At 66.1% G+C, this 23,752-nt stretch carries 25 protein-coding genes; 17 read left to right on the forward strand and 8 right to left on the reverse strand.

Going from position 1 to position 23,752, the window contains the following annotated elements; all coding sequences use genetic code 11:
* Nucleotides 1-88 precede the first annotated feature (88 nt).
* Nucleotides 89-1,228 (forward strand): signal recognition particle-docking protein FtsY, encoded by a 1,140-nt coding sequence (ftsY, locus tag J5474_RS04365; protein ID WP_209359591.1) that lies wholly within the window; start codon nt 89-91, stop codon nt 1,226-1,228.
* A 24-nt stretch (nt 1,229-1,252) separates the two neighbouring features.
* Here the strand turns inward: ftsY and J5474_RS04370 are convergent, their stop codons facing one another.
* Nucleotides 1,253-1,741 (reverse strand): MgtC/SapB family protein, encoded by a 489-nt coding sequence (locus J5474_RS04370; RefSeq protein ID WP_209359592.1) that lies wholly within the window; start codon nt 1,739-1,741, stop codon nt 1,253-1,255.
* Between the two features lie 67 nt (nt 1,742-1,808).
* Here J5474_RS04370 and J5474_RS04375 point away from each other — a divergent pair, with 67 nt between their 5' ends.
* Nucleotides 1,809-2,711 (forward strand): EamA family transporter, encoded by a 903-nt coding sequence (locus J5474_RS04375; protein WP_209359593.1) that lies wholly within the window; start codon nt 1,809-1,811, stop codon nt 2,709-2,711.
* A gap of 40 nt (nt 2,712-2,751) precedes the next feature.
* Entirely contained in the window at nt 2,752-3,363 is a 612-nt protein-coding gene (locus J5474_RS04380; protein WP_209359594.1) for an inner membrane-spanning protein YciB, read from the forward strand.
* Between the two features lie 480 nt (nt 3,364-3,843).
* On the opposite strand, the gene J5474_RS04385 is transcribed toward J5474_RS04380, so the two are convergent.
* A complete protein-coding gene (locus J5474_RS04385) occupies nt 3,844-4,278 on the reverse strand; it encodes an Lrp/AsnC family transcriptional regulator (RefSeq protein WP_209359595.1) in 435 nt (144 codons plus the stop codon).
* Nucleotides 4,279-4,421: 143 nt separating this feature from the next.
* Between J5474_RS04385 and J5474_RS04390 the strand changes: the two genes are divergently transcribed.
* The 4 genes from J5474_RS04390 to J5474_RS04405 all read left to right on the forward strand — a co-directional run bounded on the left by J5474_RS04390 (nt 4,422) and on the right by J5474_RS04405 (nt 10,469).
* The gene (locus J5474_RS04390; RefSeq protein ID WP_209359596.1) at nt 4,422-5,540 is read left to right on the forward strand and encodes a type III PLP-dependent enzyme; all 1,119 of its coding nucleotides are present in this window, start codon (nt 4,422-4,424) and stop codon (nt 5,538-5,540) included.
* 124 nt (nt 5,541-5,664) lie between these two features.
* A complete protein-coding gene (locus tag J5474_RS04395; protein WP_209359597.1) occupies nt 5,665-7,959 on the forward strand; it encodes a xanthine dehydrogenase family protein molybdopterin-binding subunit in 2,295 nt (764 codons plus the stop codon).
* A 741-nt stretch (nt 7,960-8,700) separates the two neighbouring features.
* The gene (locus J5474_RS04400; RefSeq protein ID WP_209359598.1) at nt 8,701-9,768 is read left to right on the forward strand and encodes a DUF2235 domain-containing protein; all 1,068 of its coding nucleotides are present in this window, start codon (nt 8,701-8,703) and stop codon (nt 9,766-9,768) included.
* Nucleotides 9,769-9,992: 224 nt separating this feature from the next.
* On the forward strand, nt 9,993-10,469 hold the full coding sequence (locus J5474_RS04405; protein WP_245216233.1) for a CoA-binding protein: 477 nt from the start codon (nt 9,993-9,995) through the stop codon (nt 10,467-10,469).
* Between the two features lie 87 nt (nt 10,470-10,556).
* Here the strand turns inward: J5474_RS04405 and J5474_RS04410 are convergent, their stop codons facing one another.
* The 3 genes from J5474_RS04410 to hisF form a co-directional block, all read right to left on the reverse strand.
* Nucleotides 10,557-10,868 (reverse strand): phosphoribosyl-ATP diphosphatase, encoded by a 312-nt coding sequence (locus J5474_RS04410; RefSeq protein ID WP_209359599.1) that lies wholly within the window; start codon nt 10,866-10,868, stop codon nt 10,557-10,559.
* A gap of 15 nt (nt 10,869-10,883) precedes the next feature.
* Nucleotides 10,884-11,291: a hypothetical protein gene (locus J5474_RS04415; protein ID WP_209359600.1), complete on the reverse strand. Its 408-nt coding sequence runs from the start codon at nt 11,289-11,291 to the stop codon at nt 10,884-10,886.
* 75 nt (nt 11,292-11,366) lie between these two features.
* Nucleotides 11,367-12,125, reverse strand: coding sequence for an imidazole glycerol phosphate synthase subunit HisF (hisF, locus tag J5474_RS04420; RefSeq protein ID WP_209359601.1), 759 nt, complete (start codon nt 12,123-12,125; stop codon nt 11,367-11,369).
* 352 nt (nt 12,126-12,477) lie between these two features.
* On the opposite strand from hisF, the gene J5474_RS04425 reads away from it, so the two are divergent.
* A complete protein-coding gene (locus tag J5474_RS04425) occupies nt 12,478-12,936 on the forward strand; it encodes a methyltransferase family protein (RefSeq protein ID WP_209359602.1) in 459 nt (152 codons plus the stop codon).
* Nucleotides 12,937-12,977: 41 nt separating this feature from the next.
* On the opposite strand, the gene J5474_RS04430 is transcribed toward J5474_RS04425, so the two are convergent.
* Nucleotides 12,978-13,478, reverse strand: coding sequence for a rhodanese-like domain-containing protein (locus J5474_RS04430; protein WP_209359603.1), 501 nt, complete (start codon nt 13,476-13,478; stop codon nt 12,978-12,980).
* A 327-nt stretch (nt 13,479-13,805) separates the two neighbouring features.
* Between J5474_RS04430 and J5474_RS04435 the strand changes: the two genes are divergently transcribed.
* The 5 genes from J5474_RS04435 to J5474_RS04455 all read left to right on the forward strand — a co-directional run bounded on the left by J5474_RS04435 (nt 13,806) and on the right by J5474_RS04455 (nt 19,162).
* Nucleotides 13,806-15,377: a Re/Si-specific NAD(P)(+) transhydrogenase subunit alpha gene (locus J5474_RS04435; protein ID WP_209359604.1), complete on the forward strand. Its 1,572-nt coding sequence runs from the start codon at nt 13,806-13,808 to the stop codon at nt 15,375-15,377.
* A 17-nt stretch (nt 15,378-15,394) separates the two neighbouring features.
* Nucleotides 15,395-16,870, forward strand: a complete 1,476-nt coding sequence (locus J5474_RS04440; protein ID WP_209359605.1) for an NAD(P)(+) transhydrogenase (Re/Si-specific) subunit beta — start codon at nt 15,395-15,397, stop codon at nt 16,868-16,870.
* A gap of 738 nt (nt 16,871-17,608) precedes the next feature.
* Nucleotides 17,609-18,151 (forward strand): DUF3291 domain-containing protein, encoded by a 543-nt coding sequence (locus tag J5474_RS04445; RefSeq protein WP_209359606.1) that lies wholly within the window; start codon nt 17,609-17,611, stop codon nt 18,149-18,151.
* 121 nt (nt 18,152-18,272) lie between these two features.
* Entirely contained in the window at nt 18,273-18,707 is a 435-nt protein-coding gene (locus J5474_RS04450; RefSeq protein WP_209359607.1) for a hypothetical protein, read from the forward strand.
* Nucleotides 18,708-18,787: 80 nt separating this feature from the next.
* Nucleotides 18,788-19,162, forward strand: a complete 375-nt coding sequence (locus tag J5474_RS04455) for a hypothetical protein (protein WP_209359608.1) — start codon at nt 18,788-18,790, stop codon at nt 19,160-19,162.
* 45 nt (nt 19,163-19,207) lie between these two features.
* Here J5474_RS04455 and J5474_RS04460 read toward each other — a convergent pair whose 3' ends face one another.
* Nucleotides 19,208-19,723, reverse strand: coding sequence for a hypothetical protein (locus J5474_RS04460; RefSeq protein WP_209359609.1), 516 nt, complete (start codon nt 19,721-19,723; stop codon nt 19,208-19,210).
* A gap of 266 nt (nt 19,724-19,989) precedes the next feature.
* Between J5474_RS04460 and J5474_RS04465 the strand changes: the two genes are divergently transcribed.
* On the forward strand, nt 19,990-20,589 hold the full coding sequence (locus tag J5474_RS04465; RefSeq protein ID WP_209359610.1) for a biotin transporter BioY: 600 nt from the start codon (nt 19,990-19,992) through the stop codon (nt 20,587-20,589).
* A gap of 173 nt (nt 20,590-20,762) precedes the next feature.
* Here J5474_RS04465 and J5474_RS04470 read toward each other — a convergent pair whose 3' ends face one another.
* The gene (locus J5474_RS04470) at nt 20,763-21,971 is read right to left on the reverse strand and encodes a bifunctional alpha/beta hydrolase/OsmC family protein (RefSeq protein ID WP_209359611.1); all 1,209 of its coding nucleotides are present in this window, start codon (nt 21,969-21,971) and stop codon (nt 20,763-20,765) included.
* 92 nt (nt 21,972-22,063) lie between these two features.
* Between J5474_RS04470 and J5474_RS04475 the strand changes: the two genes are divergently transcribed.
* From J5474_RS04475 to J5474_RS04485, 3 genes are all read left to right on the forward strand, one after another.
* A complete protein-coding gene (locus tag J5474_RS04475) occupies nt 22,064-22,369 on the forward strand; it encodes a hypothetical protein (protein WP_209359612.1) in 306 nt (101 codons plus the stop codon).
* Between the two features lie 160 nt (nt 22,370-22,529).
* Nucleotides 22,530-23,138 (forward strand): NUDIX hydrolase, encoded by a 609-nt coding sequence (locus tag J5474_RS04480; protein ID WP_209359613.1) that lies wholly within the window; start codon nt 22,530-22,532, stop codon nt 23,136-23,138.
* Between the two features lie 35 nt (nt 23,139-23,173).
* Nucleotides 23,174-23,734 (forward strand): helix-turn-helix domain-containing protein, encoded by a 561-nt coding sequence (locus tag J5474_RS04485; RefSeq protein WP_209359614.1) that lies wholly within the window; start codon nt 23,174-23,176, stop codon nt 23,732-23,734.
* The last annotated feature ends 18 nt before the right edge of the window (nt 23,735-23,752 follow it).

Consider the following 23,752-nt stretch of genomic DNA (forward strand, 5'->3'; position numbering starts at 1 on the left):
CAAGCCACGCGGTGCAGTCAACTCACACTTTCATTAGCTGCCCCGGCGTATTAGGTGGGATGAACGGTATGACAGAAGGCAGGCGTGCATGTCCTTTTTCGGCAAGCTGAAGAACAAGCTGTTCAAGACGTCCTCAAAGCTGGACGAGGGCCTCGACGCCATCGTCGAGGAGGGCGAGGGCACGCAAGAGCTTGTGGCCACCCCGGCGCCCGGCTCGGCCCCCGCTCCGGCCTCCGCTCCGGCCCCGGTGTCGCAGGCCGACGCCGCGCCGGAACCGCAGGCGCCGCTCCCCTCGCTCGATCCCATGCCGCTGCCCGAAGAGACGGAACCGCAGGGCACGCATCGGCCGGGCCTGCTGGGTCGCTTGATGGGCGGCGGCCGCGAGGACGAACCGCGCCGGGTGCTGGACGACGAGATGCTGGAAAGCCTCGAGGAGCTGTTGATCGCCGCCGACATGGGCGTGGACACGGCGCTGCGTGTGACCTCGAACATTGCCGAGGGGCGCATGGGGCGCCGCGTCTCCGCCCGCGAGATCAAGGAATTGCTGGCGGAGGAAATCGCCCGCGTCATGGAAACGGTGGCGCGTCCGCTGCCGCTGTATCCGTCTAAGCCGCAGGTGGTGCTGGTGGTGGGCGTGAACGGGTCGGGCAAGACCACGACAATCGGCAAGCTCGCGTCCCAGTTCAAGGCCGCCGGCAAGTCGGTGGTGATCGCGGCGGGCGATACCTTTCGCGCGGCGGCGGTGGAGCAGCTTCAGGTCTGGGGCGACCGCGCCGGCGTGCCGGTCCTGACGGCGCCCGAAGGCTCGGATCCGGCCTCGCTGGCCTTTGACGCCATGACAAAGGCACAGGCCGAGGGCGCTGACCTGCTGATGATCGACACGGCGGGACGCCTGCAGAACCGCGCCGATCTGATGGAAGAACTGGCCAAGATCGTCCGCGTCATTCGTAAGAAGGACCCGGAGGCACCGCACAATACGCTTCTGGTGCTGGATGCGACGACGGGCCAGAACGCGCTTGTCCAGACAGAGGCCTTCCGCCAGTTGGCCGACGTTTCGGGGCTTGTGATGACAAAGCTCGACGGTACCGCAAAGGGCGGCGTTCTGGTGGCGTTGGCTGACAAGTTCGGCCTGCCGATCCACGCTATCGGCGTAGGCGAGCAGATCGACGACCTTGCCCCCTTCGATCCGGAGGAATTCGCCGCCGCGCTGACAGGGCTCCAACGCTGACAGGAGACCAACTCTGATCGGGCCCTAATCCGTGTGGGTGCCGAGCCAGCGCTCCACCTGTCCGAGCACGAATAGCACCACGACGACCAGTGCCGTGGCCATGGCAGAAATCGCGATGCTGCCCGCGCCGCAGCCAAGGCCGATGGCCCCGCATAGCCACAGCGACGCCCCCGTGGTCAGGTTCTGCACCTGTCCGCCGGAGGTAAAGATCACTCCCGCCGCGAGGAAAGCCACGCCCGCCGTCACCGCCTCGATCATGCGCAGGGGATCGTGCCGCTGTTCGCCGGTGTTGCCAAAGCTGATCGCGGACAGTTCCTGACCCACGAGAACAAAGAGACAGGCCGCAACCGCCACGAGGATATGCGTTCGGAGCCCGGCAGGTTTGCCTTGCAACTCCCGCTCCAGTCCGACAATGGCCGAGAGCAGCACCGCAACGCTGAGGCGGGTGAAGGCGAGGGATGCCGGGACGACCGAAAAGCTGGCGCCGATTTCGTCGGCGATTTGATTCCACATGCGTTTCCTCCACTTCCGTTTGGAAAGCTAACAGGACAGGGAACGAACCGGTTCCCGGAAGGGGCAGATGAGCGACTGGCTGATTTCACTCGAAGGCACCGCCGCCGGCCACACGCTGGCGCTCTGGCTGGCGCTGGCGGCAGCCCTGCTGCACGCGGTTTTTGGTGCGTTGCAGAAGGGGCGCCACGACCCGTGGCTGTCGCGCGGCGCCATCGACGGGTCTTACGGTCTTATGGCCGCGCCCTTCGCGCTGTTTGTCGTGCCGTGGCCCGAGCCGCACATGTGGCCGATCTTTGCCGGGGCCTTCGTTATTCACTGTATCTACAAGATCCTGCAGGCCTACGCCTATACGCGCGGTGCCTACACGGTGGTCTACCCGGTGGTGCGCGGCACCGGCCCGCTGTTTGCCGTGATCGGCGCGGCGCTGGTGTTCGGAGAACATTTTTCCATGGTCCAATGGCTCGGGGTGGCTGTGCTGCTGGCGGGAATCTTCGGGCTTGCCGTCTACAACTTCCTCTTCCTCGAGGTCGACCGGGAGACGCTGCCGGCCGCGCTCGCCTTTGCCGTGGCGACGGGGCTCTTCGTGGCACTCTACACCACCTATGACGCCTACGGCATCCGCGCCACTGCCAACCCGTTCACCTTCCTCGCTTGGTTCTTCTTCATAGACGGGTTCCTGATGCCGGTGATCGGTATTCTGCGCTACCGGGCGATGGCCGCGCCTCCCGCGCTGGGGCCACTGATGGCGCGGGGCGTGGTGGGGGCGGTGATCGCCTTCTTCAGTTTCGGCTCGATCATGTTGGCCACAAGACTCGACAAGGTCGGCGAAGCGGCGGTCCTGCGGGAGACCTCAACCGTCTTCGCCGCCGTCATCGGCTGGCTGGTGCTGAAGGAAACGGTCGGACCGCGCCGCATCGCTCTCATGAGCTTGATCGCGGCGGGCGCGGTGATCGTTGAGTTGGGCGGCTGAAAGGCTTATCCGGGACCGGAGCAGATGAAGGAGACAGGCCGTGGCAGACGGAAATCAAGTAAACGGCGGGCTCAAGAGCGCGCTTGAATTCGGCCCGGTTCTGGCTTTCTTCGTAGCCTACCTCTGGCTGAAGGACCGGACCTTCACCATCGGCGGCACCGACTACGAAGGTTTCGTCCTTGTTACGGCGGGCTTCATTCCGGTGTTGCTGCTGTCCATGGCGGCGCTCTGGAAGCTGACCGGCCACCTGAGCCGGATGCAGGTGGTCACGGCGGTGCTGGTGGTGGTTTTTGGCGGCCTGACGGTCTGGCTCAACGACGACCGGTTTTTCAAAATGAAGCCCACCCTGATCTACCTCCTCTTCGGGGCTGCGCTCGCTATCGGGCTGATGCGGGGCGAAAGCTGGCTCCAGTCCGTGATGGAAGGGGTCATGCCGCTCCGTCGCGAAGGCTGGATGATCCTCACCAAGCGGGTCATGTGGGTCTTCTTTGGCCTCGCCGTCCTGAACGAGATCATCTGGCGAACCATGTCGACGGAGGTCTGGGTCACCTTCAAGACCTTCGGCCTTACGGCGGCGGTGTTCGGGTTCTTCATGACCCAGGCGGGGCTCTTCCGAACCTATGCCATCGAGGATCAGGACCCCGCGGAGTGAATGTCCCGGCATGGGAAACATATCGAACCCAATGAAATCGGTGGTTTGAACCGGGTCGTTTCACCCGTTTTTAAGCCTTGGGGGGCTCCGCCCCCGCGCGCTGTGCGCGCTCCCCCGCGGTATTTTTGAACCAAAGAAGCAAGGGATTATTAACCACAAGGTGATTTCCTTCTAGGGCGGTACAGGCTGCGGAGCCGATGACCGCAACCGAAGAAGCCCCCGCCTCCCTCATGTGCGTGTTTCAAGCAAATCGGGAGCGGGGGTGGACCGGCGCGGCTGCCAAGGCTCTGCGTCCAGTGCTTCTTTGGTTCCAAAATACCGCGGGGGAGGCGCTCCGCAGGAGCGGCGGGGGCAGCGCCCCCTGCTCCCTTTCGAACCTTGGCAACGTCAAGATGGTGTTTCGATTGCCCGGCTTGACGCGTCGTCTTATCCGGGCGCCCTGCAAGTGAAGGCAAAGCTGGGCTTCCTGTACCCCTTCCCTCAGGTGCCGCGGTCGATCTTGGTGCTTAGGTGAATGAGGCTTTCGGAACTGCGCACGCCCTTGGTTTCGCAGATGCGGTCGAGCGAGGCGTCGAGAGCTTCCGTTGTCTGTGCGCAGAGCGTCACCAGCAGGTCGAAGCGACCGGAGGTCGTGTGCACGCTGTCGACCTCGGGCAGCGCCTTCAGCCGGGCAAGCAGCGCCGGGGTATCGGTCGGAGCGACCGAGATCAACACAGTGGCGCGCAGCGGGGGACGCAGGGCGGGGCCGCGCCGCAGGGTGTAACCGGCGATGGCGCCAGAGGCCTCAAGCCGGTCGAGCCGCGCCTGCACGGTGGTGCGCGCCAGTCCGAGCCGCCGCGCGAGGTCCGCCACCGGCAAGCGGGCATTGTCGGAGAGCGCCGCGATCAGGGTGCGGTCTGTATCGTCGATTTGCATGGCTTTTCCCGTCTATTTGTCGCGTAGCCTGCCACGATTGTTACAGGATGCCGATAGGAATCGACGGCGTTCGAAAAGACACTCGTTACTGAGAGCAAAGATGCAAGGCCGTCGCGGCGGCGAGAGGCGAGCGGGAGAAACAGATGCTGAGAGAAACCTTTCGGATCGATCCGGCGCGCTGGCTGGCGCGCGAGGCACCCGACGAACCTGTGTTCTTTTACGATCCGGTGCGGCTTGACCGTCAGGCGGCGCGGTTTCACAGGCATTTCCCCGGAGAGGTGACCTATGCCGTGAAGGCCAACCCCGACCCGGTGGTGATCGAGGCGCTGGCGCGGGGCGGCATGGCGGCCTTTGATGTGGCCTCGCCCGAGGAGATGGAGTTGGTCGCCTCTGTCGCGCCGCATGCGCGGCTGCATTACCATAACCCGGTGCGATCGCAGGCGGAGGTGCGCGCCGGGCGGCGGCACGGGGTGGTGTCATGGTCCATCGACCGGATGGGAGAACTGGACAAGCTGGGCCCCATCCACGACATGGAGATCGCCGTGCGTCTGAAGCTGCCCGTGGTGGGCGCGGTCTACGATTTCGGGACGAAGTTCGGCGCCTCGCCGGAGCAGGCGGAGGCGCTGTTGCGCGCGGTGGCCGCGCGGGGCGGCATTCCGTCGATGACCTTTCACCCCGGCACGCAATGCCGCGAGGCCGCCGCCTGGGAGGCCTATATCGCCGCCTGCGCTGAGGTGGCGCGGCGCGCGGGCGTCACGCTGGCGCGGCTGAACGTCGGCGGCGGTTTCCCGGCGTACCGGGAGGAGCCTTCGCCGGACCTGGAGGTAATCTTTGCCCGTATCGCGGATTGCGCCGCGCGCGCCTTTGGCCCAGGCGCGCCGCGGCTGGTCTGCGAACCGGGGCGGGCGATGGTGGCGGAGGCCTTCGAGCTGGCTTTGCGGGCCAAGGCGGTATCCGGCGGGGCGGTATTTCTGAACGACGGCATCTATGGCGGCCTCAGCGAGTGGCGTGACCTGCAGGCGTCGCAGCGGCTGACGGTGTTGCGCCCGGATGGCACGCCGCGCGGCGGTCGGCTGGTGGAGCGCGAGGTGTTTGGCCCGACCTGCGACAGTCTGGACCGGCTGTCCGACAAGGTGGCTCTTCCGGAGGCGCTGGAGGAGGGCGATTACATCCTGTTTCACGCCTGCGGCGCCTATTCCACGGCGCTCGCCACCCGATTCAACGGGTATGGCGCGCGGCGCATCGTGACGCTGCTGCACTAGGCTGTCGCGCCGTTGCGCGGGGCGGTGCAGGGGGCGCTCCGCGCCCTTGCCGTACCGTCAGACAGGCACTGGACACCGCGCCGTCAGGGGGTAGTCTCCGCTCAAACAGTTGAGGGAGGGTTCCATGGACAAGTTCGGCAAGAGCCAGTCGGTCACGCGGGTCGAGGATACGCGGTTCCTGACGGGGCGGGGGCGGTACGTGGACGACATCGTGCCGGAGGGCGCGCTGCGGGCCTATGTCCTGCGGTCGCCGGTGGCGCATGCGGTGCTGAAGGGCATCGATGCGGCCGCGGCGAAGGAGGCGCCGGGCGTCCACATGGTCATCACGCAAGGCGATCTGGAGGCGGCCGGGCTGGACGCGCAGATGACCTACACCTGCGCGCCGAACCGCGACGGCACGAAGGGCGCGGCGCCGCGTCGCCCGCTGTTGGCGGCGGACAAGCTGCGCTTTGTCGGGGAGGCGGTGGTGGTGGTCGTGGCCGACACGGTGGATCAGGCAAAGGATGCCGCCGAGCTGATCGAGATCGACTACGAGGAACTGCCGGTGAAGATGGACTATGCTGCGGGCGGCGAGACCATCCACGCCGAGGCGCCGGACAACCGGGCGTTCGATTACGGCATGGGAGACGAGGCGGCGACGGAGGCGGCCTTTGCCCGGGCGGCAAAGGTGGTGTCGCTGGAGGTGGGCGACAACCGCATCATCGTGAATTCGATGGAGCCGCGCGGTGCCTTTGCCGAATGGGAGGGCGACCGGGTGCATCTGGCCTTTGGCGGGCAGGGCGTCTGGGGGATGAAGGCGGAGCTGGCGCGCTGTTTCGGCCTGGACGCGGATCGCGTGCGCTGCACCAACCCCGACGTGGGCGGCGGCTTTGGCATGAAGGGCATGGCCTATCCGGAGTATTTCGTGCTGGCCCATGCGTCGAAGCAGGCAGGGCGGCCGGTGCACTGGATGTCGGACCGCACCGAGGCGATGCTGTCGGACAACGCGGGCCGTGATCTGGTGACGCTGGCGGAGCTGGCCTTTGACGCGGACAACCGTATCCTTGCCTATCGGTCGCATACGAAGTCGAACCTGGGAGCCTATAACTCGCAATTCGGGCAGATGATCCAGTCGTTCCTTTTTTCCCGCGTGCTGACAGGGGTTTACGACATCCAGACGGTGTGGCAGCGCAGCGAAGGATTCTATACCAACACGACGCAGGTGGATGCCTACAGAGGCGCCGGGCGCCCCGAAGCGATCTATGTGCTGGAGCGCGTGATGGACCGCGCCGCGCGCGAGCTGGGGGTGGACCCGCTCGAGCTGCGGCGCATCAACTTCATCAAGCCCGCGCAGTTTCCCTATACGACTCCGGCCGGAGAAACCTACGACGTCGGCGAATTCGAGCGCGTGATGGCGCGGGGGGCGGAGTTTGCGGATATGGCGGGCTTTGCCGCGCGCCGGGCGGCCAGTGCGGCAGAGGGCAAGCTGCGCGGTTTGGGGGTTTGTTATTACATCGAGTCTATTCTCGGGCAGCCGCATGAGGATGTGAAGGTGGAATTCACCGAGGATGGAGCACGGATCTACGTCGGAACCCAGTCCAACGGGCAGGGGCATGAAACCGTGTTCCGCCAGTTCCTGTCGGATCAGACCGGCATCCCGGCGGAGAAGATCGAGGTGATCCAGGGCGATTCGGACCTGATCGCGCACGGCGGCGGCACCGGCGGTTCGCGGTCGGTGACGACACAGACCAATGCCACGCTGGCGGCGGTATCGCTGATGGTGTCGGGCTTTGCCGAATTCCTCGCCGACCAGATGGGGGTGGAGGCGGGGGATGTGTCCTTTGACGACGAACGCTTCCGCGCGGAGGGGTCGAACCTGACCCCGACCATGCTGGAGGCGGCGCAGATGGCGCGGGAGGCGGGTCGCGAGGATCTGCTGGACTGGCAGACCCGGGCGACGTTGCCGGGTCGGTCCTTCCCGAACGGGTGCCACGTGGCGGAGGTGGAGGTCGACACCGAAACCGGCCTCGTGCGCTGCGACCGGTACGCGGTGGTCGACGATTTCGGCAATCTCATCAATCCGATGCTGGCCGAAGGACAGGTGCACGGCGGGGTCGTGCAGGGGCTGGGACAGGCTCTGACCGAACGGGTGGCCTTTGACGACGAGGGGCAGCTGCTGACCGCGACCTTCATGGATTACGCCATGCCGCGGGCCGAAGACGTGCCCTATATCGCGTTCGACACCGAACCGGTGCCGTCGACGGCGAACCCCATGGGGATGAAGGGCTGCGGCGAGGCCGGGACCGTGGGTGCGCTGGCGGCGGTGTCGAACGCGGTGCAGGACGCGCTTTGGGATCGGGGAATTCGGCAGGCGGACATGCCCTTCACGCCTGCCCGGGTATGGACCATGTTGCAGGATGGCGCGATCGCGGCGGAGTGACGGAGCGGGGTGTGCGGTCCCCGATGCGGCGGTGCAGGACACCGCCCGCCGAGGGCTGCCGCAGCGCCGTACCCGGCGCGCGATCGGTCGGGGGCCGGTGGATCACGGTGAAACGAACGGGGTAGCCGCATGGGGCATTGCCCGGCATGGCCGCCTGCGGGGCTTCGCCGCCCGGATAGACTGGCTGTTGGCGGGACTCGTCCGGCGGAGTTCTTCGCGCCCTCCACGGCGCGGGGATGCCGGTCCCGTAGCGCGGGGTCAGGGGCTGCGCTTCGGGGAGTTTCGCGCGCCATGGCCGGCCGCAGTGAAGGGGCCTGAAACGGGGGGCTGCACGAGAGATGAGGATTCCGGTTGCGGTTGCCGGTCCGGCGGTTCCGTCGTGCATGACCGCGCCCCGGGCGCGGCCGACGCGCCGGGAAAAGGAAACCTTGTTTCCACCAGCCCAGGCGGGCGGTTGCTTGCCGTGCGAAGCGCCAGTCGCGATGCCTTTACGCTGTCCCACCACGCGCAGGTCCGCTTCGTGCGGGGCATGTCCGGGTCGATGGGCAGTGCGCGTACTGCAACCGGACAGGCGCAGGCTCTGATTGCCCAGACTGGCAGGGGATGTATCGCGCGCCCTCGTCGCGGGTCGCCATTTCCGGTAGGCCGCGATGGCAAAGGCTCCGTAGCCTCCCGGATCGGGTGTCTGCCTCAAGAGGCGCGGGGATTCCCGTACCGGCAGGGAGGGCCGGAGACGTGGGAATGAGCCACCTTGGCGACCGCTTGGCCGAATGGCTACTGCCTGACGGGCCATCGCGGCATTCCGACTACGCGCCGAAACGCGGCCCGCGCGATCATGTCATCATCTTGGACGGAACGGCGTCGAGTCTCCAGCCCGGGTTCGAGAGCAACGCGGGGCTGACGTGGAAGCTGTTGCGGGAACAGGGGGAATTGTCCCTGTATTACGAGGCCGGTATCCAGTGGCGGGACTGGCGGCAGACGGGGGATGTCATCCTCGGGCATGGCATCGACGGGCAGATCCGCCGCGCCTATGGCTACCTTGCCAGCCGCTACCGCGTGGGGGATCGGATTTTCCTGCTGGGGTTTTCACGCGGGGCCTTTGCCGTGCGCAGTCTTGCCGGGATCATCGACCGCGTGGGCCTGTTGCGGGCACGCCATGCTACCGAGCGGGCCATCCGGCAGGTTTACCGCCTGTATGAATATGACCCCGACGGCGCGACGGCAGAGGTTTTTGCCCGCAAGTATTGTCACGATGTGACCCTGATCGAGATGCTGGGCGTCTGGGACACGGTGAAGGCGCTGGGGTTGCGGCTGCCGGGCCTGTGGCGGCTGGCGGAACCTCGGCACGCGTTCCACAACCACGCGCTGGGGCGCAGCGTGCGGCACGGCTTTCACGCGCTGGCGCTGGACGAGACCCGGCATGCCTTTGCGCCCGTATTGTGGGAAAGGCCCGCGCAGTGGGATGGTATCCTCGAGCAGGTCTGGTTTCGCGGCACCCATGGCGACGTGGGCGGGATGCTGGGCGCCGGTCAGCAGGCGCGTCCGCTGGCGAATATCCCGCTGGTCTGGATGCTGGAGCGGCTGGAAGCCTGCGCCGTGCCCTTGCCGCCGGGCTGGCGGCGGCGGTTTCCCTGCGACGTCGAGGCGCCTTCGGTCGGGACGTGGCAGGGATTCGGGAAGCTGTTCGTGCTGCGGTCGCCGCGCGTGGTGGGGGGCGACCCTTCGGAGCGGCTGCACGAGAGCGTCGAGGCGCCCTGGCTCGTGCGCGAAAGCGGCGGCGATGCGACGGAAGGCAGGCGGCAGGGGTGAGCGTGGCAGAGAGGCGTCATGCGGGCGTCAAGGGAAAATCTCACATTTTATTTACTGGTCTTTAATGTGTGGCATTTGCGCCTATCTCTCTAGCAGGCTCGCAGGGACGGAACCCCTGCGACACCTTCACTGTCCCTCGTTCCGTACCTTGCGCCCGGGTTTCATTCCCGGGCGCTTTTTCTTTTGCGGGCGTGTGTTACCTGTGGTGGCACGGCGCGAAGACCATGGGGGACCGGATGTACGGCGACGCTTTTCTGAAGGAGATCCTGACCCGCACAAAGGTGGTGGCGGTGGTTGGGCTTTCGATGAACCCGGTGCGGCCAAGCTACTACGTGGCGCGTTACCTCGCGTTGAAGGGCTACACGGTGATCCCGGTGAATCCCGGCCACGCGGGCAAGGTGTTGTTCGGGCAGGAGGTGCGGGCGTCTCTGACCGAATGCCCGGAGACGGTGGACATGGTCGATATCTTCCGGCGGTCGGAACACGTCGAACCCATCGTGGCGGAGGCGCTGGGGGCGCTGCCCAACCTCCGCACGGTCTGGATGCAGATCGGCGTCGTGAACCACGACGCGGAGCGGCTGGCGCAGGCGCGGGGCGTCGACGTGGTGATGCATCGCTGCCCGAAAATCGAGTATCAGCGCCTGTTCGGGGAGCTGCGCATGGGTGGGTTCAACACCGGGGTGATCTCTTCGAAGCTGTAGACGGCGAAGGGCGAGTCTGCGCGGATCGCTTAAAGGTGCCCCGCCGATCTGCCCCGCCCGGTGACCTGGCTTTGCGGTGGCGGCGGGCTACTCGGGTCGCGCGGCCTTTTCGGCGAGGCCGGACCGTGTCTGGCGGGCGGACAGCACCGCCATCACCTGCGCCACGGTCACACCACGGGCACGCAGCATCACCAGCAGGTGAAAGAGCACGTCGGCGGCCTCCGAGGCGAGTTTTTCGGGATCGTTCCGCACCGCTTCGATGATGGCCTCGACGGCCTCTTCGCCGAATTTCTCGGCGCATTTTTCCGGCCCCTTGGCCAGCAGTTTCGCGGTCCAGGAGTCATCCGGCGATGCGCTGGCGCGGGCGGCGACGATCTTTTCGAGGTCTTCGAGGGTCATGGCGGGTCCTGAAATCTAGAGACGGGTATCGGCGGTGCGGATGCGATCCATCAGCGCCCAGAGTTGCGGTTCCAGTGGCGTGCCGAGGATCTGCGCGCGGTGGAGCGGGGTGAAGACGGGGCGCGCTTCGGTCTGTTCCGCCTCCGACCAGTCGAGCAGCTGCGGCCCGTCCGGCGCGATGCCGATGCGGATGCCCCAGCGTTCGTCAGGGCCTGCGCCCTCGGTCCAGTCGCCGATGTAGAGCCGGCAGAGCGGCAGGTGGTTCGGCGCATCAAGCGTGACGCCGATGGTGTACCAGCCCGCCGACAGGTCGCCCACGTCGAGGTAGCCGGTGACCACGGTGGTCGGTTTGCCGCAACAGTTGCAGGCAGTGTAGTCCACCGCGCCCTCGCGGATGGTGACATCGCTGGCGTCGGATATCATGGGCGGGCCTCCTCTTGCCGGTTTGTGCGGTTTTACGGCGCGTTCCTCAAGAGGGGGTTAGCGGGCTCGAAGCGATCAGAGGCGGACCGGAATACCCGCGGCCGCCATGTGTTCCTTGGCCTCCTGCACCGTGTAGGTGCCGAAGTGGAAGATCGAGGCGGCGAGCACGGCGCTGGCATGGCCTTCGGTGACGCCTTCCACGAGGTGATCGAGGGTGCCGACACCACCCGAGGCGATCACGGGGATGTCCACCGCATCGGCGATGGCGCGGGTCATGGGCAGGTTGAAGCCCGATTTGGTGCCGTCGCGGTCCATGGAGGTCAGCAGGATCTCTCCCGCGCCCTTTGCGGCGATCAATCGTGCGAAGTCCACCGCGTCGATGCCGGTGGGCTTGCGCCCGCCATGGGTGAAGATCTCCCACTTGCCGGGCGCGACTGTTTTCGCGTCGATGGCGCAGACGATGCATTGCGATCCGAACTGGTCGGCGGCCTCGGCCACCACATCGGGATTGGCCACCGCGGCCGAGTTGAAGCTCACCTTGTCCGCGCCCGCGAGCAGGAGGGCGCGGACATCGGCAACGGTGCGAACACCGCCGCCGACGGTGAGCGGGATGAAACATTGTTCGGCCGTCCGAGTGACGACGTCGAACATGGTTCCCCGGTTCTCGTGGGTGGCATGGATGTCGAGAAAGCAGATCTCGTCGGCGCCCGCCGCGTCATAGGCGCGGGCGGACTCGACGGGGTCGCCGGCGTCGACCAGGTCGACGAAGTTGACGCCCTTGACCACGCGGCCGTCTGCCACGTCAAGACAGGGGATGATGCGCGTCTTCAACATGGCTCGCGGGTTAGCGCGATTCTGCGAGAGGGGGAAGGGGCGGTTTGCGTGGCGCGGCGGGGGGCGCGGGAGTGGTGCGCGGTTGCACAGGGTGGGTTTGAAGGGGAGCGAAGGCTGTCAGAGTCTGGGCGGTGTCGTCTGTTTTGAAGACTTCGGACGACCGCGCGCGGCATTCGTGCCGGCCGCGCCGCGGAGTCTGCCCCCGGTCTCCCGCGGAGCCTCTCCCGGATGTATTTGAACAGGACGGGTGCGCCCGGTTTGCCGTGGACTTGCGCAGCGACCGGGGGCACGTTGGTGGGCGGTCTTCTCGTGGGCCGTCTTGGCGTGGGCGTTTTGGAACAAGGGGGACGGAATGAAGGCGTGGGACAGGTTTCCCGATTGGCCGCCGGTCTGGTTGGCGGTGGCGCTGGCGCTGGCCTGGGCGCAGAAGACCTGGGTGCCTGTCGCGAGTTTCGGTCCCGTTTGGGCCGATCTGTTGGGCGGGCTGCTGGTCGGAGCGGGGGGGATCCTCGCGGCGCTTGCTGTTTTCGAAATGCGGCGGCATCGCACCACCTTCATCCCGCATCGCCACCCGGACCGATTGGTGACGACGGGGATTTTTTCGCGGTCCCGGCATCCGATCTACTTGGGGGATGTGCTGATCCTGACGGGGATGATCCTTTACTGGGACGCGGTGCTGGCGCTGATACTGATCCCGCTTTTCGTCTGGATACTGGAAAGACGTTTCGTGGAGCCGGAGGAGCGGCGGTTGCGCCACCGCTTTCCGCGTGACTGGATACACTATGAAAAGAAGACCCGGCGCTGGCTGTGAGCGCCGGGGCGTTGGAACGGCTGGCAAGAGCCGGGCGCGGCTTAATCGCCCCGGTGTTGGCCGAGACGTGCGTGCGTGCGCTCCTGCACCTGGGCACCGGGGTAGGTCGGCAGGCCACGCTTCAGCCAGCCGGTGCCATTGCGGCCGCCGGCCATGCCTTCCTTGATGTCGACGAGGCCGGGGAAGCCCTGTTTCGCCAGCGTCTGCGTGGCAAAACCCGTGCGGTTGCCGGTGCGGCAGATCAGCGCGATGGGGGTTGCCGGGTTTGTCTCGCGCAGGCGGGCGAGGGAGGCCACGAAGTCCTCGGAGGTCATGTCGAGGCCGATGGCCCCCTCGGCCACGCCGGTTTCGGCCCATTCGTCGGGCGTGCGGATGTCGACGAGGATGATCTCCCCGGCCTTCGCCGCGTCGAAGGCGGTATCCGCATCCATCACGGTGACGGTCTGCGCCTCGGCCCGTGCCATGCGGGTGCCAAGCGCCAGGCAGAGAAGGGCGGATGCGCCAAACGATAAGAAGGCGCGGCGGGTGAGGGTCGGGGTCATGGCTCTCTCCGGTGACGGGTCCGAGCCATGAATAGCGTGCCCTTTTGCGGAGGTCAGGAGGGTGGCCTGCGACAGGTGATCACAGGGCCAGCGGGGAGCGGGGAGGCGGCCGCACTGCATGCCAGTGTACGCAAGTTTGTTGCCGAGTTAGGACATGTTGCGCAACAAACGAATAGGTATCTTTAACTTTCTGTCGACCTGTGGTCTAGAAGCGCCAGATACGGTGGAGCGGTAGGTCAGATGCGTGGACCTATCGCCAAATCGTGATATGCCCGGTGCGGATATCCGTTATCGGTCGAGGATTTCCTGAAGAGGGGGAAGAGAAACGTGAAAATCGGGACACCAACAGAGGTCAGTGCCGGCGAGAACCGGGTGGCGATGACGCCCGATTCGGCGCTTCAGCTGCAGAAGCTGGGCTATGATTGCCTGATCCAGAGCGGCGCGGGTCAGAAGGCCGGGTTTGCCGACAAGCTGTATGAAGACGCGGGCGTGACGGTCGTGGCCACCGCCGAGGCGCTCTGGGCGCAGTCCGACATCATCGCCAAGGTCCGCATTCCGACACTGGCGGAACTGGACTACCTGACCCCCGAGAAGACGCTGATCACCTTCTTCAACCCGGGCGGCAACGCCGAGGGTCTGGAGAAGGCGAAGGAGACGGGCGCGAACGTCATCGCCATGGAAATGGTGCCGCGCATCAGCCGTGCGCAGAAGATGGACGCGCTGTCGTCCATGGCCAATATCGCAGGCTACCGCGCGGTGATCGAGGCGGGCAACAACTTTGGCCGCTTCTTCACCGGGCAGGTGACGGCGGCCGGCAAGGTGCCCCCGGCGAAGGTGCTGGTGGTTGGCGCGGGCGTCGCCGGTCTGGCCGCGATCGGCACGGCGACATCGCTGGGCGCGATCACCTATGCCTTCGACGTGCGGCCCGAAGTGGCCGAGCAGGTCGAATCGATGGGCGCCGAATTCGTCTACCTCGATTTCGAAGAGGAACAGCAGGACGGGTCGGCCACGGGCGGTTATGCCTCCGTCTCCAGCCCCGAATTCCGCGAAGCGCAGCTGAAGAAGTTCCGCGAGCTCGCCCCCGAGATGGACATCGTCATCACCACGGCGCTGATCCCCAACCGCGAGGCCCCGAAGCTGTGGCTGAAGGACATGATCGCGGAGATGAAGCCGGGTTCGGTCATCGTCGATCTCGCGGCGGAGAAGGGCGGCAACGCCGAGGGCACCGTGATGGACGAGCGTGTCGTCACCGACAACGGCGTCATCATCATCGGCTACACTGACTTCCCCAGCCGCATGGCGACGCAGTCCTCGACGCTTTATGCCACCAACATCCGTCACATGATGACCGATCTGACGCCCGAGAAGGACGGTCAGATCAACCACAACATGGAAGACGACGTCATCCGTGGCGCGACCGTGGCGCATCAGGGCGAGATCACCTTCCCGCCGCCACCGCCGAAGGTTCAGGCCATCGCGGCCAAGCCAAAGGAAAAGATCAAGGAACTGACGCCCGAGGAGAAGCGCGCGAAGGAAGTCGCCGCCTTCAAGGCGCAGACCAAGAACCAGGCCATCCTTCTGGGGGTCGGCACGGCGCTGGTGCTGCTGGTGGGGGCGTATGCGCCAGAAAGCTTCATGAGCCATTTCATCGTCTTCGCGCTGGCGTGCTTCATCGGCTTCCAGGTGATCTGGAACGTCTCGCATTCGCTGCACACGCCGCTGATGGCCGTTACCAACGCCATCTCCGGCATCATCATCCTCGGCGCGCTGCTGCAGGTCGGCTCTGGCAGCTGGCTTGTCGTCTTGTTGTCGGCCATCTCCATCCTGATCGCCACGATCAACATCGTCGGCGGGTTCATGGTGACGCGCCGCATGTTGGCGATGTTCCAGAAATCGTAAGCGGGAGAACTAGATAAATGAGCATTGGTATCGTTTCCGCCGCTTACATCGCCGCGGCGGTCCTCTTCATCCTGTCCCTCGGGGGTCTCTCCGGACAGGAAAGCGCAAAACGCGCCGTCTGGTACGGCATCGTCGGCATGGCGCTGGCGGTCCTCGCCACATACTTCGGCCCGGGCATGGGCGGCTACGTCATCGTCCTGTTGATGGTCATCGTGGGCGCGGGCATCGGCCAGTATCTCGCGACCAGGGTCGAGATGACCGAAATGCCGCAGCTGGTCGCGGCGCTGCACTCCTTCGTGGGTCTGGCGGCCGTCTTCATCGGCTACAACGCCGAGCTTGAGATGAACCGCATCGCGGAACTGGTGGCCATGGCACCCACCAGCCTGAACGCGACCGGGCTGGAGGCCTGGCTGCACGAGCAGGGCGTTCAGGGCTTTGCCGCCAAGGTGGCGCACAAGACGCCGGTCGAGCTGAACATCCTCAAGGTCGAGGTCTTCCTCGGCGTGTTCATCGGCGCGGTGACCTTTACCGGGTCGGTCGTGGCCTTCGGCAAACTCGCGGGCAAGGTGACCTCCAAGGCGGTCAAGCTGCCCGGCGGTCACGCGCTGAACGCGGGCGCGGCGATCCTGTCCTTCATCCTGTTGCTGGTCTACATGTCCAATGGTGCGGGCTGGACGCTGATCCTGATGTCGCTGCTGGCCTTCTTCATCGGCTATCACCTGATCATGGGCATCGGCGGGGCCGACATGCCGGTGGTCGTGTCGATGCTGAACAGCTACTCGGGCTGGGCGGCCTCGGCCATCGGCTTCAGCCTCGGCAACGACCTGCTGATCGTAACCGGCGCGCTGGTGGGTTCGTCCGGTGCGATCCTGTCCTACATCATGTGCAAGGCGATGAACCGCTCGTTCGTCTCCGTGATCCTCGGCGGCTTCGGCGGCGCGACGGGTCCGCAGATGGAGGTCGAGGGCGAACAGGTGGCCATCGACGTGGACGGCGTAGCCTCCGCGCTGGAGGATGCCGACAGCGTCATCATCGTGCCGGGCTACGGCATGGCCGTGGCGCAGGCGCAGCAGAACGTGGCGGAACTGACCCGCAGGCTGCGCGCCAAGGGCAAGGAAGTGCGTTTCGCCATTCACCCGGTGGCGGGCCGTCTGCCGGGACACATGAACGTGCTTCTGGCCGAGGCAAAGGTGCCCTACGACATCGTTCTGGAAATGGACGAGATCAACGAGGACTTCCCCGAAACCGACGTGGTCATCGTCATCGGCTCGAACGACATCGTGAACCCGGCGGCGCAGGACGATCCGAATTCGCCCATCGCCGGGATGCCCGTTCTCGAAGTCTGGAAGGCCAAGCAGGTCTTCGTGTCGAAGCGCGGCCAGGGCACGGGCTACTCGGGCATCGAGAACCCGCTGTTCTACAAGGAGAACACCCGCATGTACTATGGCGACGCCAAACAGTCGCTGGGTGAGCTGCTGACCCGGATCAACTGATCCCGCGATCGGATCAACAGTAGGCGCGGTCCTTCGGGTGATGCATTCCGCCCTGTGGGACATAGCCACAAGCAAGCCTGTCGCGGAAACGCGGCAGGCTGTTGATTTACCGCGATATCTGAACACGGCCCGATTTGAACACGGCCTGATTTGAACACAGCCCGATTTGAACGGCCCGATTTGAACGGCGCCTGGGCTGCATCAGGCGAAACATGTGCGAGAAAACAGTCTCGTCTGGGTGCCGTCTGGGTGTCCGTCTGGGTGTCCGCGCCGATGCAAGCGGGCGGAGAGCTCGACAAGGTCGTCGGATTCCCGATCCTCCCGCGGCATCTGCGTCGGGAGGTGAAGAACATCCCGTTCGATGGCCCGCTCGATGCCGGTCTCCGCGGGAACCTGGCGCCGTGGGTCTACAAGGCAACCTGCAACCGGCGGGCACCGTCATGAACCGACGTGGCGTTCGACGAGGCGAAGGCGGCGGGCCGGACCGGATCCCGCAAGAACCCGCCATGTTGAAAGAAGCGCATCCCTCACCACAGGAAATGGCCGCGATGGTTCCCGTCGCGGCCATTCTCATTGCAGCCAGTTCCTACAAACCGTGCCCCACAAGCCGGTATCCGTCAGCCTTCGGGGCCGCCCGTTTTCTTTCGGGACAGCGCGCTATCAGGTGCCTCCGCTCTGGTGGCGCAGTGGGTTTCGCGCTACAACTGGAGCGGTAGACGTTGCCGGTCCGGTACCCCCATGCCTCTTGCTCTTTATACCTTTGGTCATTTCATCCGCCCCGCCGAGGATGCGGTCAACGACGGGTTTCGTGCTCTGAACGACCCGATCTTTGCCCGCGTGAACCGCTCCGAAGGGTTGATCGAGCGGTCCGGCTATGCCTCCGATCCCGGACCGCAGCCCTGGGGCGCAGGAGTCTACCCCCGGCTCTACGAGGAACGCGGCGACGGATGGTCACCAGCGTCGCTGTCGCTCTGGACGGATCTGGAATCGCCTTATGCCTTGACCTATTCGGGACTGCACGCGCAGGCGTTGCGGCGCGGGCGGGAGTGGTTCCGGCAGGGCGACTGGCCGCCGCTGGTGCTCTGGTGGCAGACGGACGACGCGGACCGGCCCACATGGGCGCAGGGCGCGGAACGCTACGAGGTCCTGCACGACAACGGAGCCTCCGCCTTCGGCTTCAATTTCAGACAGGCCTTCGACCGGGACGGCAATCTCACACGCATCGACAAACGTCGTGTCCGGGCGGGCCGCGCCGCCGCAGGATCCATCGGGGTCCCCTGACGGGTCTGCCAGAACAGCCGGGACCACGGGGGTCTTTTCGCGGCGAATTCCCCTCACAGTCAAAGGTCTGCCGGTGGATACTGCCACTGGTCGCGCCGCGCGATCCCGTAGGAGTTGCCATTTGACGATCCATCGTAGTTACCTTGTTCACCCGCCCCTCGCGCTGTTCCGATACGAAGGCCGGGTTGATATGGCCATGCTGCTCGAGGCTTTTGGGGCGCATCGCGTGGACCCGGCGCATGTTCCGGGCTCTGACGTATTCGCGGATCTGACCGATCTGACCGAAGCCGCCCTCGACTTCGAAGTCCTGCGGCACCTTCTGACGGACGCCGCGATGCACTACCGTACCCCATGCGAGACGCGCCTGGTTTTCGTCGCGCCCACTGATCTGGGCTATGGCGTGGCCCGCATGTACCAAAGCATGTCCGCAGGCCTCTCCGCCCATGAGAGAGTGGAGGTCTTGCGCGACCGGACCACGGCCCTGGCGGCGCTCGGCTTGCAGCCCGATCTGGCGCTCTGGATGGCACGCGCGACGCCGGGGAGACGGCAGGGATAGGGAAGGGGCTTGTACCGCGGCTGAAATTCCGATTAAAATTGTCGGATATAATGCCCGCCGGAACAGAAAGGCCTTACGCCATGTCCCACCCAAAGCCTGCGCCCGCCACGGATCACTGGTCCGACCGTTTTCCCCGGCTGCTGGCGTCGGAGCCGCGACTCGACCTTCTGCGCTACGCGTTGCATGGGCTGGAGGATCAAAACCCCGAACACCCTTTGGCGCGCCTGTCGGAGACGCTGACCCGCGCGCTGGGGCAGGTGCCGGAAATCGCCCATCCGGGCACGCCGGAACAAAGCTTTGACGAACGCTGGCTCCTGGCTGCCTTCGAAGCGCTGCGCCGGGCAGATCTGCGGTGGTATCAGTTCCTGCTGCGCTCGCGGATGCGCGCGGGGGATGCCGCCCGGGCGCATTTCGCCCTTATGCAAGCACAGGTCTGGCTGGAGGCGCGCCTCTGACCTCTGCGGGTCAGGTGGAGGAGCGAGGAGCCTTGCCTCGAACGGTCAGGGGATGACCGAACCGCTAAGTCGGCGCTTCGGTAACAAGTCGTCATCCACGGAGGCCTCGGGGTCGAGTGTTGCCGCAGTGGGTTGCTCCCGGACCTCGCGCGCGACGCAGCCCTTGAGAAGCTCGGCAATCGACTCGGCGGCAAAATCATGGAAGGCCAGCGTTTCGGCTTCGGTGCGGAAGACGGAAACCTGAATGCCTCCGTCCGCCTCCGCGAGGCTCTGGTAGATCCGGGCCACCCCGAACGCGACATCGCCGGGCGCGAAGACGCTGATGGTCTTCTGCACGCGATAGGCGTCGTTTTTTTCGCGGACCACGCCGCGCATGCTGCCGAAATCGAGCTGCAGGTCCTCGATATTCCTCAGATCGGAAATTTCGGGCATGGTCGCCCGGTGCAGCGGGTCCGCCACGTGGTCCACCAGATGATCCCGGATCGTGGCGCGATCGATGATCCCGGTGTACACACAGATGGCATAGGCGCCGTCCGGCGCATAGTAACGGGCTATTGGCATAGCACGGCCTCGTGACACGAAGGGCGAACTGCCCAACGTCTTTATTATAAATGAGGAATTCTTGCGCTTCAAATCGCCCTCAGGTTGCTGCGGCGGGAATAGGCGGATTCCAGCCCGGCGATGTCGTCATACCGTGATCGCGCCTGTATACCGGCCGCGCCGGTCCGCTTACGGTTTTCCGCGCGTGCATCCGCGCAATATACTTGCGCGGCGTTCGGGGTTCGGGCACAACCCCGGAAATGGTTTCGACAGGATAGGGGGAACCCATGGACCTTACGTTTGACCGCGACGTGCTGGTGGATACCTTCGGTGCGAAAGAGGGCTCTGCCCTGCGCCTGAAGCAGGCGGCACTGGTGGTTTTCGGCATTGCGGCTCTGGCCGCGTCGGCCAAGATCAGCGTGCCGATGTGGCCGGTGCCGATCACCATGGGCACCTTTGCCGTGCTGAGCATGGGCGCCGCCTACGGCGCACGTCTCGGTCTGGTGACGATCCTCGGCTACATGCTGGTGGGCGCACTGGGCTTCGACGTCTTCGCGGGTTCCTCCGCCGAAAAGCACGGCCTGACCTACATGATGGGCGGCACCGGAGGCTACCTTGTCGGCTACGTGCTGGCCGTGGGTCTGCTGGGGATGCTGGCCCGCGCCGGCTGGGACCGCTCGCCGCTGAAGATGGCTGGCGCCATGCTGATGGGCAACGCGCTGATTTACGTTCCCGGCCTGATCTGGCTGGGCATGCTCTATGGCTGGGACAAGCCGATCCTCGACTGGGGCCTGACCCCCTTCCTGATCGGTGACGCGGTGAAGCTGGCGTTGGCCGCCCTGATCCTGCCCGCCGCCTGGAAGCTCGTCGGCCGCGCACGCGGCTGATCCGGCAGGGCCACGGCTCCAAGCCAACGAACACCGAAGGCCGGACCTCGCGTCCGGCCTTTTTCTGTTCCCGGCCTTTTTCTGTTCCCGACCATTTTCTGTCGGGCCCTTTTCGTTGGGCCTTGCCCTGTTTCCGCCCTTCACCGGGTCGGCGCACGCCCCCACGATTCGCCTCAGGCCAGTTCCGTTTCGATCCGCGCGCCGCTTTCCAGCGTGCGATGCACCGGGCAGCGGTCCGCGATCTCCATCAGGCGATGGCGCTGCACTGTGCTCAGATCCCCCGTCAGGATGATCCGGCGAACAAAGCGATCCAGCCGCCCATCCCCGCCGCCCGCGTCCTGCGCGTGCACCTTGTCGTGGCTCACGTCCACGGACACATGCTCCAGCGGCCAGCCTTTGCGCCGCGCATAAAGGCGGATCGTCATCGAGGTGCAGGCCCCCAGTCCGGCGGCGACGAAGCCGTAGGGCGACATGCCCCGGTTGCTGCCGCCATAGGCCAGCGGCTCATCCGCCAGCGCGTGGTGGTACGGACCCGATGTGATGTCCTGAAGGCATCCGCGCACGCCCGCCTCCGCCACGCGGGTGATCCCCTCCGGGGCACCGGGCGGCGGCGCGGGCGGTGCCAGCCGCAGCGCCCGCCGCGCCCAAGCGGCGATCACGCCCGCGGCGTATTCGGCATCCTCCTCGCGGCTGACAAGGTGATCGGCCCCGTCCAGCGTGACAAGGCTTTTCGGCTGGCGCGCGGCCTCGAACAGCCGCAGCGCGTCCGAGATCGGCACCACCGTGTCCCCCGGCGCGTGCAGCACCAGAAGCACCCGGTCGAGCCGCGCCAGCGTGTCTGTCAGGGACTCCGCCATGAGATCGTCCACCAGCCCTTGCCCGAGTGTAAAGGGCCGACCGCCTATCTCTACCTGTGCCCGTCCCTCCGCCGCGATCTGCGGCAGCGCCTGGGCAAAGCGTTGCGTCAGCCGCGCCGGTTCAAAGGCGGTCCCGATGGTCACGACCGCGCGGGCGGAGGCGATGCGCGGCGCCGCGTGCAGCGTCGCAAGCCCGCCCAGCGAATGGCCAACCAGCAACCCCGGCGCCATGCCCCGCGTATCGAGGAAGCGCGCCGCCGCCTCCAGATCGCCGACCCGGGTCCGCAGCGTGCTATTGGCGTACTCGCCCTGTGAATGCCCCAGCCCGGTGAAATCGAACCGCAGCACTGCGATACCCATGGCCGCCAGCCGCTGCGCTATACGCCGGGCGGCGTGGATGTCCTTGCCGCAGGTGAAACAATGCGCGAAAAGCGCGGTGGCAAGATGCGGCCCCATGGGCAGGTCGAGCCGAGCGGCCAGCGCCTCTCCGTCCAGCCCGTCAAAGGTTATGCGTTCGGTCGGCATGGCGCTTTCTCCCCGGCGGCGGTCAGGCACGAGGATGGTCGCGACCGCGCCGCCCGGCAAGCGGCGGCGACGGGCCTGACGGAAAGGTGAGAATGCTGCAATACATGCTGAGGACCTGCGCGCTCCTCGGTTTCGCGGCTACGGCGACCTCCTTCCTTGGCGCGCTGCATCCGGCGGGCGACAGCCTCGCGGTGTTCCGGCTGCCGATCGCCATTCTGGCCGCGCTGGCGCTGATCCGGTGCGACAGGCCACGCGCGCTGCGGTGGCCGTTGGCGGCCTTGGTGCTGGCGATGCTGGGTGGTCACGTGGCGTGGTGGATGCCGGATGCGGGCCTTGCGCCGGCACCGGGGGACATCGTGCATTACCAGCAGAACCTCTGGGGCGGGCGCAAGGGGTGACCGACTTCGCCGGCCGCGAGCTTGGCGAGGACCCGGATGTCGTCACCTGCAGGAGGTGTCGCGGCTGAACCGTCCCGTTCCGGATACGCTCGGCGCCCGCTATCCCGCGCTGCCTCGGCTCGGACCGCAACGGGCTGCTCGCGCGGATCAGGTGATCGGAATGACAGTGGGGCATACCCACGGCATTGGGCATTTCACGCCCGAATCCGTGCGCGACCAGGATGAATGGCGGCACCTTGCGGCATTCTGTGCACGATACGGGGCAGAGGCAGTGCCCTGCAATCCCCGGATCGGCGGTCATGTCACCGGGAGCGCCTGCCTGCTTTCCCCCGGCGGCGATGCGAAGCTGTTAACCCACCACCGCAAGCGTGACCGCTGGCTGCAACCGGACGGCCATTGCCACGGGCTGGCGGATGCCCGTGCCACCGCCCTGCGCGAGGCGGAGGAGGACAGCGCCCTCTCGGGGCTGCGTCTGCTGCGCGAGGATGTCTCTGACATCGATATCCACGTGATCCCCGCCATGCCGCGCGATTCCGTCCGCCCGCATTACGACGTGCGCTACCTCGTCCAGGCGGCCTCCCACACGGTTACGGTTTCCGGGCAAAGCCACGCTCCGATCCGGGGGCCTCTGCCCGCTCTCGCGCGTTACACCACCGCGCCTGCGCGACCGGCTGGCCTGTCCAAGCCTTGCAGCCACCCCGAGAGGCCCGCCTGGCGCGCCTTTCCCAACCAGGTGAAACTGTTGCTTTACGTAGGGAAATCTGCCTAGTCTCGGATGCGGGATAGATTCCCGGGGGGATAATGATGAAGAGCGAACTGACGGTTCGCCTGGCCGCGCGGCTCTCTGCCCTGCGTGCGGCGCGCGGCTGGACATTGGACCAGTTGGCTGCGGCCAGCGGCGTGTCGCGCGCCGCCCTGTCGCGCCTCGAAAACGCCGAGGTCAGCCCCTCGGCCGACGTGCTGTTCCGCCTCGCCGCCGCCCACGAGATGACACTGTCCCGGCTGATGTCCCTGATGGAGGACGGCTTTGCCGCGCAGGTGAAGCGCGATGATCAGCCGCTCTGGCGAGACGGCGAAAATGGCCTGTCCCGGCGCATCGTCTCTCCGGGGACCCCGGCGCTGGCGGGCGAGGTCGTGGAATGCAAGGTCACCCCCGGCACGCATTGGGTCCAGGAAGCGCCCGAAGTTCCGGGGCAGGAGCATCACCTCGTGATGCTCACCGGCTACATGCACGCCGTGGTCGACGGGGAGGCGCATTACCTGGCCCCCGGCGACGCGCTGCGCTACCGCGAACACGGCGAGACGCGGTTCGTGACCGCCAAGGGGCAGGGGGCGAAGTTCATGCTTTGCCGGATCAGCGCCTGACCCGGCTCGCCCGTATAT

It is taken from the genome of Sagittula salina, from assembly GCF_017813235.1.
Lineage (GTDB): Bacteria > Pseudomonadota > Alphaproteobacteria > Rhodobacterales > Rhodobacteraceae > Sagittula > Sagittula salina.